A 13,522-nucleotide genomic window follows, 5' to 3' on the forward strand; every position below is an offset into this window, starting at 1 on the left:
CAGCTACGTGCGAGCAGGGCGCTCGGTGAGCAGAGTTTCGGAATTTGCTGCTGGCTTTGGACCGGCATGCGAGGAGAAGACCATGAACCAAGAGATTATGAATCTTTTCAATCCGACGACGCCGGCCCAGGTCTTCGACCAGATCCGGATTTCGATCGCGTCCCCGGAGAAGATTCTGTCCTGGTCCTACGGCGAGATCAAGAAGCCGGAGACCATCAACTACCGCACCTTCAAGCCGGAGCGGGACGGGCTGTTCTGCGCCCGCATCTTCGGGCCGATCAAGGACTACGAGTGCTTGTGCGGCAAGTACAAGCGCATGAAGTACAAGGGCATCATCTGCGAAAAGTGCTCGGTCGAGGTGACGCTGTCGCGCGTCCGGCGCGAGCGCATGGGCCATATCGAGCTCGCGGCGCCCGTTGCCCACATCTGGTTCCTGAAGTCGCTGCCGTCGCGCATCGGCCTTCTGCTCGACATGACGCTGAAGGATCTCGAGCGCATCCTGTACTTCGAGTACTACGTCGTGCTCGAGCCGGGTCTGACCGCGCTCAAGGACCGTCAGCTCCTGTCGGAAGATGAATATCTGAAGGCGCAGGACGAATACGGCCAGGACAGCTTCACCGCCATGATCGGCGCAGAGGCGATCCGCGAATTGCTGAAGGGCCTCGAGCTGGAGAAGCTCGAGCTCTCGCTGCGCGCCGAGATGCAGGAGACCGACTCCGACATCAAGCACAAGAAGCTCGCCAAGCGGCTGAAGATCGTCGAGGCCTTCCGCGTCTCCGGCAACAAGCCGGAATGGATGATCATGACGGTCATTCCGGTGATCCCGCCGGACCTGCGCCCGCTGGTGCCGCTCGATGGCGGCCGCTTCGCGACGTCGGACCTCAACGACCTCTACCGCCGCGTCATCAACCGCAACAATCGCTTGAAGCGGCTGATGGAGCTGCGCGCGCCCGACATCATCATCCGCAACGAGAAGCGCATGCTGCAGGAGGCCGTCGACGCGCTGTTCGACAACGGCCGCCGCGGCCGCGTCATCACGGGCGCCAACAAGCGCCCGCTGAAGTCGCTCGCCGACATGCTCAAGGGCAAGCAGGGCCGCTTCCGCCAGAACCTGCTCGGCAAGCGCGTCGACTATTCCGGCCGTTCGGTGATCGTGGTCGGTCCCGAGCTGCGCCTGCATCAGTGCGGCCTGCCGAAGAAGATGGCGCTCGAATTGTTCAAGCCGTTCATCTATTCGCGGCTTGACGCCAAGGGCCTGTCGACGACCGTGAAGCAGGCCAAGAAGCTGGTCGAGAAGGAGCGGCCCGAGGTCTGGGATATCCTGGACGAGGTGATCCGCGAGCATCCGGTGCTGCTCAACCGCGCGCCGACGCTGCATCGTCTGGGCATCCAGGCGTTCGAGCCGGTGCTGATCGAGGGCAAGGCGATCCAGCTTCACCCGCTGGTCTGCGCCGCGTTCAACGCCGACTTCGACGGCGACCAGATGGCCGTGCACGTTCCGCTGTCGCTCGAAGCGCAGCTGGAAGCGCGCGTCCTGATGATGTCGACCAACAACATCCTGCACCCCGCGAACGGTCAGCCGATCATCGTGCCGTCGCAGGACATCGTGCTCGGCCTCTACTACGTCTCGATCATGCGCGAAGGCCTGCCCGGCGAGGGCAAGGTGTTCGGCGACATGGCCGAGCTCGAGCATGCCCTGCACTCGAAGGTCATCCACCTCCACACCAAGATCAAGTACCGGTGGGAGGGCACCGACGAAGAGGGCAAGAAGAGCAAGCGCTGGATCGAAACCACCGCGGGCCGCGTCATGCTCGGCAATCTGCTGCCGAAGCACCAGCGGATTTCGTACGACATCATCAACAAGCTGATGACCAAGCGCGAGATCTCCGGCGTGATCGACCAGGTCTACCGGCACTGCGGTCAGAAGGAGACGGTGATCTTCTGCGACCGCATCATGGCGCTCGGCTTCTACAACGCCTTCAAGGCCGGCATCTCGTTCGGCAAGGACGACATGGTCGTGCCGGCGTCGAAGTGGAAGATCGTCGACCAGACCCGTACGCTGGCGAAGGATTTCGAGCAGCAGTACAATGACGGTCTGATCACCCATGGCGAGAAGTACAACAAGGTCGTCGACGCCTGGTCGAAGGCCGGCGAAGAAGTCGCCAAGGCGATGATGAAGGAGATCTCCTCGACCAAGAAGACGGCCGCCGGAGCGGATGCCGACATCAACTCGATCTACATGATGGCCCATTCCGGTGCGCGCGGTTCGCCGGCGCAGATGCGTCAGCTCGCGGGCATGCGCGGCCTGATGGCGAAGCCGTCGGGCGAGATCATCGAGACGCCGATCATTTCCAACTTCAAGGAAGGCCTCTCGGTGCTCGAATACTTCAACTCGACCCACGGCGCCCGCAAGGGCCTCGCGGACACCGCGTTGAAGACCGCGAACTCCGGTTACCTGACCCGCCGCCTGGTCGACGTGGCGCAGGACTGCATCATCACGTCCAGCGACTGCGGCACCCATCTCGGCATCAAGATGCGCGCCATCATCGATGCCGGCACGGTGGTCGCCTCGCTCGGCTCGCGCATCCTGGGCCGCGTGGCCTGCGATGACGTGCGTGATCCCACGAGCAACGATGTCCTGGTCGCGCGCGGAACGCTGATGGAGGAGTCCCATGTGGACGCCATCCACAAGGCGGGCATCCAGGAGGTGAAGATCCGTTCGGCGCTGACCTGCGAGCTCATCAACGGCATCTGCGCGAAGTGCTACGGGCGCGATCTCGCCCGCGGCACCCCGGTCAACCACGGCGAGGCGGTCGGCGTGATCGCCGCGCAGTCGATCGGCGAGCCGGGCACGCAGTTGACGATGCGCACGTTCCACATCGGCGGCGCGGCGCAGATCAACGAGCAGTCGTTCGTGGAGTCGAACTTCGACGGCAAGATCGTGATCAGGAACAAGGCGATCGCCCGCAACAGCGAAGGCCACCTGATCGCGATGGTCCGCAACATGGTGGTTGCGATCGTCGATGCCGACGGCACCGAGCGTGCGACCCATCGCATCCAGTACGGCTCGCGCATGCATGTCGACGAGGGCGATATGGTCAAGCGCGGCCAGCGCATCGCCGAGTGGGATCCGTACACCCGTCCGGTGCTGACCGAAGTCGAGGGTACGATCGGGTTCGAGGACCTGGTCGAGGGCCAGTCGATCTCGGAGACGCTGGACGAATCCACCGGTATCGCCAAGCGCGTCGTCATCGATTGGCGGTCGTCGCGCGGCGGCGCGGATCTGCGCCCGGCCATCGTGGTCAAGGGCAAGGACGGCAAGGTGATGAAGCTCGCGCGTGGCGGCGATGCCCGCTACATGCTGTCGGTCGATGCGATCCTGTCGGTCGACGTCGGCTCGCAGGTCAAGCCGGGCGACATCCTGGCGCGTATCTCCACCGAGAGCGCCAAGACCCGCGACATCACGGGCGGTCTGCCGCGCGTGGCCGAACTGTTCGAGGCGCGCAAGCCGAAGGATGCGGCGATCATCGCGGAAGTGGCGGGCACCATCCGCTTCGGCCGCGACTACAAGAACAAGCGCCGCATCTCGATCGAGCCGACCGACAAGACCGAGGAGCCGCGCGAGTACCTGATCCCGAAGGGCAAGCACATCCACCTTCAGGACGGCGATATCGTCGAAAAGGGCGACTTCATCGTCGAAGGCAATCCGGCGCCGCACGACATCCTGGCGATCAAGGGCATCGAGGAACTCGCTGCCTACCTGGTCAACGAAATCCAGGAGGTCTACCGGCTGCAGGGCGTGCTCATCAACGACAAGCACATCGAGGTGATTGTCCGTCAGATGCTGCAGAAGGTGGAGGTCACCGATCAGGGCGACACCGACATGATCTCGGGTGAGCAGGTCGACAAGATCGAGTTCGACGCGCTCAACACCAAGGCCAAGGAAGAGGGCAAGAAGCCCGCGACCGGAACGCCGGTGCTGCTCGGCATCACCAAGGCGAGCCTGCAGACACGCTCGTTCTTCTCGGCGGCGTCGTTCCAGGAGACCACCCGCGTGCTCACCGAAGCCGCCGTCAACGGCAAGGTGGACCCGCTGGAAGGCCTCAAGGAGAACGTCATTGTCGGCCGGCTGATCCCGGCAGGCACGGGCGCCTCGATGGCGCGGATCCGCGAAGTCGCCATGAAGCGCGACAAGCTGATCCTCGACGAGCGCGAGAAGCAGGCGGCGATCGTGCCGTCCGCGCCCGAAGCGGAGCCGCTGGCGCTGCCGCTGCCGCCCGCGGAGTAACACTCCGCAAAACTACGGTACTCACGAAAAGGCCGGCTTTTTGCCGGCCTTTTTGCTGTTCTCCTCTTGTGCTGCGCTGCAGGAATGCGCTTTGTTCATCTTTCCTTCAGACAGAAAAGCGCTTCTGCTAGGAGCGGCTGAGCCGGGTGCTTCGCCCGCCCGGAAGAACGGAATCCCCATGCTTGATCTCGCAATCGTTGGCGGCGGCCCCGGCGGCCTGATGAGCGCCTGGTACCTGAAGCGGAAGCTTGGCGAGCTCTGCCGCGTCACCATTTACGAGGCGTCGGACCGGCTCGGCGGCAAGATCGTCACGCGCAAATTCGCTTCCGCGCCCGCGACCTACGAGGCCGGCGTCGCCGAGATCTACGATTATTCGATGACGGGCCCGGATCCGCTGCGCGAGCTGATCCAGCATTTCGGCCTGCAGACCATCCCGATGGATGCCGAGCAGGTCCAGCTCGACGGCGAGCTCCTGAACGACGTGCCGGGCATGCGCCGCAAATACGGTGCGAAGACTGCCGATGCGATCGAAGCGTTCCGCAAGCGCTGCACCGAGATGATCTCGCCGGTCGAATATTATGAGGGCGTCGGCGCGCACGACAACGAGCATCCCTGGGCCCACAAGACCTGCGAGCAACTGCTCGACGAGGAGGTCGACGACCCGACCGCCAAGCGCTTCTTCAAGGTGATGGCGCGCTCCGACATCGCGACCGAGAGCCACAACACCAACGGGCTCAACGCGCTGAAGAATTTCGTGATGGATATCGACGGCTATATCGGCCTGTACTCGATCCAGAACGGCAATGAGCAGCTCATCGAGTGCCTGCGCTCGGAGGTCGATGCCGACATCCAGCTCAATCACCGGGTGCTGAAGGTCGGCAAGGCCGGCAACGGCCGCTACCGCCTCAACATGATGAACGGGAAGGGGCCGGAGACGCGCGACTTCGACCTCGTGCTGGTCTGCCTGCCGCATTCCTGGCTCACCACGCTCGGCTGGGATGGCGAGGAGCTGCGCCAGTCGATGGTCAAGCACATCGCCTATTTCGACCGCCCGGCGCACTATCTGCGCGTCTCGATCCTGTTCGACGAGCCGTTCTGGGGCGAGAAGATCCCGGGCTCCTGGTTCATGTCGGAGGCGTTCGGCGGCTGCTGTGTCTATAACGAAGGCTCGCGCCACGACGTTGGCAGGCACGGCGTCCTGAACTGGCTGATCGCGGGTTCGGACGCGCTGGCCTTCGCCAATCTGAGCGACCAGGAACTGATCGACGCCGCCTTGAAGTCGCTGCCGGCTTCCTTCGGCAAGGCGCGCGAGCATTTCCTCGAGGGCAAGATCCACCGCTGGCTGAGCTCGGTGAACGCGCTGCCCGGCGGCCCGCTGGCGCGCGACGTCCTGACCAACCATCGTCCCGAGCCGAAGGAGCATCCCGGCATCGTCGTGGTCGGCGACTACCTGTTCGATTCCACGCTGAACGGTCTGCTCGATTCCTCCGATGCCGCGACCGACATCATCCTGACCGAGATGGTCCGCCTGCGTCGCGCCCGCGCCCAGGCCGACCAGCCGCTGTCGGACAAGATCGACCGCAATTATTTCGAGAATTATCGCGGGCTGGGTCCGTACAGCGAAGCGTGGCGCCACTTCACCGATCCCGCGCTGCTGATGGAGATGATCCAGATCGTCTGGGGCGAGGCGAAGGGCTACAAGCTCCTAGTGGCGGGCTCGGCAAGCGGCGAACTGGTCGGCGCGCTCCGCGAGCGCGGGGTTGACGCCTGGGGCGTGGAGAACAACCGCTTCATCCACGGCAAGACGCCGAAGGCGCTGCAGACGTACAACAAGCTCGGTTCGGTCCTCGACCTGCCGTTCAAGGACAACGAATTCGACTTCGTGTTCGAGACCAGCCTCTGCCATCTCGGCGGCAAGCAGGTGGTGCGCGCGGCGCGCGAAATGCATCGCGTGGTCAGGACCGGCCTCGTGTTCGGCTCGGTGACCTCGGACCTCGCGCCCGGCCTGATCGACCGCTATGATCTGTTGCGCGGCGTAAAGAAGCTCGCCACCTGGTGGGAATGGTCGGAACTGTTCTTCGGCAACGGTTTTGATCTCGCCGCCCACCGTCACGACTGCACCGAGGCGCTGTGGACCGCGGCGCGCGCCGCCAACAAGGGGCCCGGCCACTGGTACGGCGACTCCGACGCGTTGCGCTATTCGTTCTTCGACAAGGTCGAGGACGAGGATTGATCCGGTGATTGACCGCCCTAACCGGCCGGTTCAATTGCTTTGCCCAATCCTTGCTGATCGCATAGAATCGTTGGCATAGCGTCTGTCGCGCTGTCGCTCTCGATTTGCGGTCATGCCGACCGTGCAGTATCGGTTGGTTTCATGGCATCGAAGCCCTCATCATCTGACGGTCACAATCCCGTTGCGACGGATGAACTCGAGCTGAAAAAGAAGCTCGGGGTGAATGCCGATCCCGCTGCGCCCAGACCCGGCGGGAAGCCTTCGTCGACGCCGCCTGCCGATGATGATGACGAAGCCGACGACGAGAACGAGGTCGAGCTTGAGGACGATGATGAGGACGAGGACCTCGTCGTCTTCACCGCGAAGGAAGCCGCCGGCGCGCTCGCCACGATCTACGGCTTCGTCAAGCCGTATCTCGTCAACTACAAGCGGATGCTGGTCTTCGTCAGCTTCGGCGTCGTGGTCGAGACGTTGTTCAACGTCATCATGCCGCTCAGCCTGAAATTCCTGATCGACGATGCGCTCGGCGAGGAAGATTTTCAGGCCCTCTACAAGATCCTCGGCGTGCTCGCCGCCGCCGGGATCATCACCTCCATCATCGCGGTCTGGTACGAGCGCTGGGACGCGCGGCTTGCCGCCTGCATCATTTCCGACGTGCGGACCGGATTGTTCGGGCACGTCCAGAACCTGCCGTCGTCCTATTTCGCCCGCACCAAGCGCGGCGAGATCCTGTCGCGCTTCTCGATCGACCTTTCGGCCTTCGAAGGCTCGGTCAAGAGCTTCGCCAACAGCGCCGCGTTGCCGTTCCTGGAGCTGATTGCCGGCATCATCCTGATGCTGTTCCTGAGCTGGCAGCTCGCCGCAGTCGCGCTATTGGTGTTTCCGATCACCCTGATCGGACCACGGATCCTGACCCCGAAAGCGGTACAGGCCAACTACGAGCAGAAGCTGAACGAGGCCGCGCTGCTCGGCACCGTGCAGGAGAATGTCGCAGCCCAGGCCGTGGTAAAGGCGTTCAATTTGCAGCGCCGCGCGCTCGGCTGGTTCACGATGCGCAACAACGATGTGCGGCTCAAGGCGGCCTCGGCCATGTTCCTGTCGACCATGGTCGAGCGCACCGTCACCATCGCGGTGCTGCTGTTGCACCTCGTGGTGCTCGCGCTCGGCGCCTATCTCGCCACCAAGGGCCAGATCACCATCGGCACCTTCGTCACCTTCGAAAGCGCATTCTGGGAGGTGTCCTACAATATCGCGCACCTCATGCACTTCATTCCGGTATCGATCCAGTCGGCGGCGGCGGTGCACCACATCCAGGAGCTCCTGGACGAGCCGACGCGCGGCGCCGACCGGCCCGGCGCGCCGGACCTGCCGCGCATCTCCAATGACATCACCTTCGAGCGCGTGACCTTCCAGTACGAGGGCAGCCAGGCGCCGCTGCTGGACAATTTCAGCCTCAAGCTCAAGGTCGGCCAGCGCATCGCGATCGTCGGCCCCTCCGGCTCCGGCAAGAGCACGCTGCTCAACCTGATCCTGCGGCTTTACGTGCCCGACGAGGGCCGCGTCACCATCGACGGTGTCGATATCCGCAAGGTGACGCGCGAATCGCTCAGGCGGAGCATGGCGGTCGTGTTCCAGGAGAACATGCTGTTCAACATGTCGATCCGGGAGAACATCCGCCTCGGCAAGGAAGGCGCGAGCGACGAGGAAGTCGTGGACGCCGCGCGCAAGGCCGAGATCCATCGTTTCATCATGAGCCTGCCGCAGAAATACGACACCGTGGTCGGCGAACGCGGCGATACGCTGTCAGGCGGCCAGCGCCAGCGTATCGCGATCGCGCGCGCCATCATCCGCAATCCGTCCGTGCTGCTGCTCGACGAAGCCACCTCGGCCCTCGACCAGACCACGGAGGCCGCGATCAACCGTACGCTGTTCAGGGTTGCCGCGGGCCGCACCATGATCTGGTCGACGCACCGGCTGACGTCGGTGGTCGACATGGACGAGATCATCGTGATCTCCGGCGGCAAGGCGATCGAGCGCGGCACGCATGCCGAGCTGCTCGCGGCGAACGGAGTCTATCGCAAGCTCTGGGACGATCAGGGTCATGTCGCGCACAATGCCTCCGCGCAGGCCGACGAGGACGAAGACGATGATGAGGACGACGACGAGGAGTGATCGCTAAGGCGTCTGCGGCAGCGCGCCCTGAATGGTTGTCCGGCGCCGTCGGCCACCGAGGCGCCGCAGCGCACCTCGGCCAAGCCACGACAGGAAACGGGCGCCGCGCTGCGCGCGCCAGTAAAGGCCGGTGTCCATCGACACCCGGCGGAAGTCGAAGGCCTTGGCCATTGACCACGCGTCGCAAGCCGTCTTGACGGGATCATCATAGTACGCGGCGATCTTGTCCTCGCCCATGCCTTCGCTGGCAAGCCACGCCGGGATATGGACATTGCAGAGCTGGGCGACGTCCGTGAACACCTTGTCGGTGCCGGTACCGGTGACCGGGCAGGTGACTGAGAAGGCATCGCCGACCAGGACGATGCCCGGTCGCCGATAATTGGTGCTGACAGAGAGATCGGCCGGACGCACCTTGATGTCGCCGGCGACGGCGAATTCGCCGGTGATCCGGGAAAGTCTGGGCAGCGCGGCATCGAGCGTTCTGACCGGGTTCACCCGCATCTCGCGCAGCCAGGGGTCGTCGGCCTGGCGATAGACGAACAGGTTGGCGCGCATCCGCCGCTCTCCGACCGGAAACAGCGTCAGATAGGGAACGCGGTCGCTCGGCCGCTCCGAGAAATAGGTCAGCGCCGGGAACGGGAATGCCGGCCGCCCGACGGGGACAAGGTCGAAGCCGAGCGAGATCGAATGGCAGGGGCTGGTGATCTCCCGCTCGATACCGATCATGCGGCGCAAGCTCACATTCAGCCCGTTGGCAAGCACAACCAGCCGGGCCGAGATCGTCTCGCCGCCGCCGAGCGTCACCTGCTGCCGCTCGGCGCTTATCGCAACGTTGGTGACCTTGCCGCAAATGAACTCGGCCGGGGAGGCGATCTCGGCTCGGATCGCGTTGACGAGTTCGTCGTACATGATGCCGTATTGGTCGACCGGCGCCCTGTCGAGCAGACGGCCGAAACGGGCGATCCAGTTTTCGCGCGCGTGAGTCGCGCCCGGAAGCACCACCTCGGCCAATCCGGTCCTCGCGAATCGCGCGATCTGCACACCGCCGCCCAGCTTCTCGACACGAAAATCGAACGGATAGACATCGTGCGGATCGATCAGGACGGTCGGAATGCCGGCGCGGCCCAGCATGGCGGCTGCCGTGGAGCCAGCCAGTCCCCCGCCGATGATCGCGATGTCGGTATAGCGCATGGGGAAATCAGCAGCCTCCAGGCAGGTTCTTTGCGCCCGCAATGGCAAACAAAGGCTTATTTCGCGCGATTTCTCCCGATACGAGCCGCGCAAAGGCCGTTTTAGGATATTTTTGCCCGGGTAAAAATAATCGGCCGACTCGTCCAGAGGAGGGCGGCAGGCCTTGCGATTTTCACTCGCGCTGACTGCGCGAAAGTGCCAAATCTACTGGCGGCAGAGGCGTTTCTCGTATTGTCGTTTTGCTTGACTTCACTATCTACCGCTTATACAAGGCGCGCACTTAACGACAGGCGGTGAGCTACGCCAGCGTCGGAACGGAACACCCTATCAGGCCTACTTGGACTGAGGCGGGCACCAACCTCGACGAATGCCGCTCAAACGCTGTCGATGATAGCTAGGCAATGCCAGGACGATTTTTGTTCTCTTGAGCGCGTTCTCTTGAGAGTAAACTCGGATGCATGACCTCGGTTTTCAACCGGACAGCGAGTGCTGATCGGTCGGGATCGCGGTCCTCTGTGGCGTCAAGCGCTTCCGCTCAGCAATGAGTGGTGGGCGCGATTTCGTTTTGCGCGAATGGTTTTCGTGTGAGGCGGCCGGACGGGCGGCTCGTTCCCGAGAAGAATTTGCGGGGCCAGTGAGGTTCCGCGCGAACTTGAAGGGTGAAGGCTGACATGCCGACGATCAACCAGCTGATCGCAAATCCACGGGAAGTGCAGAAGTCGCGCAAGAAGGTGCCGGCGCTGCAGCAGTCGCCGCAGAAGCGCGGCGTGTGCACGCGCGTCTACACGACGACCCCGAAGAAGCCGAACTCGGCGCTTCGCAAGGTCGCCAAGGTGCGCCTGACCAATGGGTTCGAGGTGATCGGCTACATCCCGGGTGAGGGTCATAACCTTCAGGAGCACTCGGTGGTCATGATCCGCGGCGGCCGCGTCAAAGACTTGCCGGGCGTGCGCTACCACATCCTCCGCGGCGTGCTGGATACCCAGGGCGTCAAGAACCGTAAGCAGCGTCGTTCGAAGTACGGCGCCAAGCGTCCGAAGTAAGCGGGAACAGGTAAGATGTCGCGTCGTCACTCTGCAGAAAAGCGTGAAGTGCTTCCGGACCCGAAGTTCGGAAACATCGTCATCACAAAGTTCATGAACTCGGTCATGTACGCCGGCAAGAAGTCGGTCGCCGAGAACATCGTCTATGGCGCGCTCACCATGATCGAGGCCAAGACTAAGCAGAATCCGCTCGGCGTGTTCGAGCAGGCGCTCGAGAACGTCATGCCGACGATCGAAGTGCGTTCCCGCCGCGTCGGTGGTGCGACCTATCAGGTGCCGGTGGAAGTCCGGTCGGTGCGCCGGCAGGCGCTCGGCATCCGCTGGCTGATTTCGGCCGCGCGCGAGCGTAACGAGAAGACCATGACGGAGCGGCTCTCGGCGGAGCTGCTCGATGCGTCGAACAACCGGGGGAACGCCGTCAAGAAGCGTGAAGACGTGCACCGGATGGCGGAAGCCAACCGCGCCTTCTCGCACTATCGCTGGTAAGGCGAACAACGGAATTTAAGGAACAGCCCCATGCCCCGCCAACATGCCATCGAGGACTATCGCAACTTCGGTATCATGGCGCATATCGACGCCGGCAAGACCACGACGACCGAGCGCATCCTCTATTACACCGGCAAGAGCCATAAGATCGGCGAAGTGCACGAAGGTGCTGCGACGATGGACTGGATGGAGCAGGAGCAGGAGCGTGGCATCACCATCACCTCCGCCGCCACCACCGCGTTCTGGAACGGCAAGCGTCTGAACATCATCGACACTCCCGGCCACGTCGACTTCACCATCGAAGTCGAGCGTTCGCTGCGCGTGCTCGACGGCGCCGTTTGCGTGCTCGACTCCAACCAGGGCGTTGAGCCGCAGACCGAGACCGTCTGGCGCCAGGGCGACAAGTACAAGGTTCCGCGCATCGTCTTCGCCAACAAGATGGACAAGACCGGCGCCGACTTCTTCAAGTGCCTGTCCGACATCGTCGACCGCCTCGGCGCCAAGCCGGTGGCGATCCAGCTCCCGATCGGCGCCGAAAACAACTTCAAGGGTCTCGTCGACCTCGTGAAGATGCAGGGCGTCATCTGGAATGACGAGGCGCTCGGCGCGAAGTTCGACTATATCGATATTCCCGCAGATCTCGCCGACCAGGCCAAGGAGTACCGCGAGAAGCTGGTGGAAGCCGCCGTCGAGCTCGACGACGATGCCATGGCTGCCTATCTCGACGGCAAGGAGCCGGATGAGGCGACGCTGAAGAGGCTGATCCGCAAGGCCGTGCTGTCGGGTGCGTTCTATCCGGTGCTGTGTGGCTCGGCCTTCAAGAACAAGGGCGTGCAGCCGCTGCTCGACGCCGTGGTCGACTATCTGCCGTCGCCGCTCGATGTGCCCGCGATCAAGGGAACCGACGACAAGGGCAACGAGGTCGTGCGCAAGGCTGACGACAAGGAGCCTCTCGCGCTGCTCGCGTTCAAGATCATGGACGACCCCTTCGTCGGCACCATCACCTTCTGCCGCATCTATTCGGGCATCCTGACCTCCGGTACTGGCGTGGTGAACTCGACCCGCGAGAAGAAGGAGCGGATCGGGCGCATGCTCTTGATGCATGCGAACAACCGCGAGGACATCAAGGAAGCCTATGCGGGCGACATTGTCGCGCTGGCCGGCCTGAAGGAAGCGCGCACCGGTGACACACTGTGCGATCCGAACCATCAGGTGATTCTGGAGAAGATGGAATTCCCGGAGCCGGTGATCGAGATCGCGATCGAGCCGAAGTCGAAGGCCGACCAGGAGAAGCTCGGCGTCGCGCTGGCGAAGCTGGCGGCGGAAGATCCGTCGTTCCGGGTGACGACCGATCACGAGTCCGGCCAGACCATCCTGAAGGGCATGGGTGAACTGCATCTCGACATCAAGGTCGACATCCTGAAGCGCACTTACAAGGTCGATGCGAATATCGGCGCGCCGCAGGTGGCGTTCCGTGAGCGTATCACCAAGCCGGCCAATGTGGACTACACCCACAAGAAGCAGACCGGCGGTACGGGTCAGTTCGCAGCCGTCAGCCTCGTGGTCGAGCCGAACGAGCCCGGCAAGGGCTACGAGTTCGAATCGAAGATCGTCGGCGGCGCGGTGCCGAAGGAATACATCCCCGGCGTCGAGAAGGGCATCGAGAGCGTGCTGGGCTCTGGCGTGGTCGCCGGCTTCCCGGTGGTGGACGTCAAGGTGGCGCTGGTCGACGGCAAGTACCACGACGTCGACTCGTCGGCGCTCGCCTTCGAGATCGCGTCGCGCGCAGCGTTCCGCGAAGCGTTGCAGAAGGGCAAGTCGGTTCTGCTCGAGCCGATCATGAAGGTCGAGGTGGTGACGCCGGAAGACTACACCGGCTCCGTCATCGGCGACCTGAACTCCCGGCGCGGCCAGATCCAGGGCCAAGACATGCGCGGCAACGCCAACGTCATCAACGCGATGGTGCCGCTCATGAACATGTTCGGTTACGTGAACAATCTGCGCTCGATGAGCCAGGGTCGCGCGACCTTCACCATGCAGTTCGATCACTACGCCGAAGCGCCGGCGAACGTGTCGGCTGAAGTCCAGAAGAAGTTTGCCTGATTATCG

The 13,522-nt window shown here is 63.3% G+C and carries 7 protein-coding genes; 6 read left to right on the forward strand and 1 reads right to left on the reverse strand.

The genetic code is table 11. The features are described from left to right. The first annotated feature begins 82 nt into the window (after positions 1-82). The 3 genes from rpoC to K288_RS0132165 all read left to right on the forward strand — a co-directional run bounded on the left by rpoC (position 83) and on the right by K288_RS0132165 (position 8,693). Positions 83-4,288, forward strand: a complete 4,206-nt coding sequence (rpoC, locus tag K288_RS0132155) for a DNA-directed RNA polymerase subunit beta' (RefSeq protein WP_027583246.1) — start codon at positions 83-85, stop codon at positions 4,286-4,288. Between the two features lie 178 nt (positions 4,289-4,466). Then, positions 4,467-6,521 carry an FAD-dependent oxidoreductase gene (locus K288_RS0132160; RefSeq protein WP_027583247.1) on the forward strand — a complete coding sequence of 685 codons (2,055 nt, stop codon included), beginning with the start codon at positions 4,467-4,469 and terminating at the stop codon, positions 6,519-6,521. A 141-nt stretch (positions 6,522-6,662) separates the two neighbouring features. Then, a complete protein-coding gene (locus tag K288_RS0132165) occupies positions 6,663-8,693 on the forward strand; it encodes an ABC transporter ATP-binding protein (RefSeq protein ID WP_027583248.1) in 2,031 nt (676 codons plus the stop codon). A 3-nt stretch (positions 8,694-8,696) separates the two neighbouring features. Here K288_RS0132165 and K288_RS47170 read toward each other — a convergent pair whose 3' ends face one another. Beyond that, entirely contained in the window at positions 8,697-9,884 is a 1,188-nt protein-coding gene (locus tag K288_RS47170) for an NAD(P)/FAD-dependent oxidoreductase (RefSeq protein WP_152535770.1), read from the reverse strand. Positions 9,885-10,555: 671 nt separating this feature from the next. On the opposite strand from K288_RS47170, the gene rpsL reads away from it, so the two are divergent. The 3 genes from rpsL to fusA are packed head-to-tail and all read left to right on the forward strand — an operon-like array spanning position 10,556 to position 13,516. After that, positions 10,556-10,927, forward strand: coding sequence for a 30S ribosomal protein S12 (rpsL, locus tag K288_RS0132175; RefSeq protein WP_006611834.1), 372 nt, complete (start codon positions 10,556-10,558; stop codon positions 10,925-10,927). 15 nt (positions 10,928-10,942) lie between these two features. After that, on the forward strand, positions 10,943-11,413 hold the full coding sequence (gene rpsG, locus K288_RS0132180; RefSeq protein ID WP_027583249.1) for a 30S ribosomal protein S7: 471 nt from the start codon (positions 10,943-10,945) through the stop codon (positions 11,411-11,413). A 30-nt stretch (positions 11,414-11,443) separates the two neighbouring features. Next, a complete protein-coding gene (gene fusA, locus K288_RS0132185) occupies positions 11,444-13,516 on the forward strand; it encodes an elongation factor G (RefSeq protein WP_027583250.1) in 2,073 nt (690 codons plus the stop codon). Positions 13,517-13,522: the final 6 nt, after the last annotated feature.

Source organism: Bradyrhizobium sp. Ai1a-2, from assembly GCF_000426245.1.
In the GTDB taxonomy this organism is placed as follows: domain Bacteria; phylum Pseudomonadota; class Alphaproteobacteria; order Rhizobiales; family Xanthobacteraceae; genus Bradyrhizobium.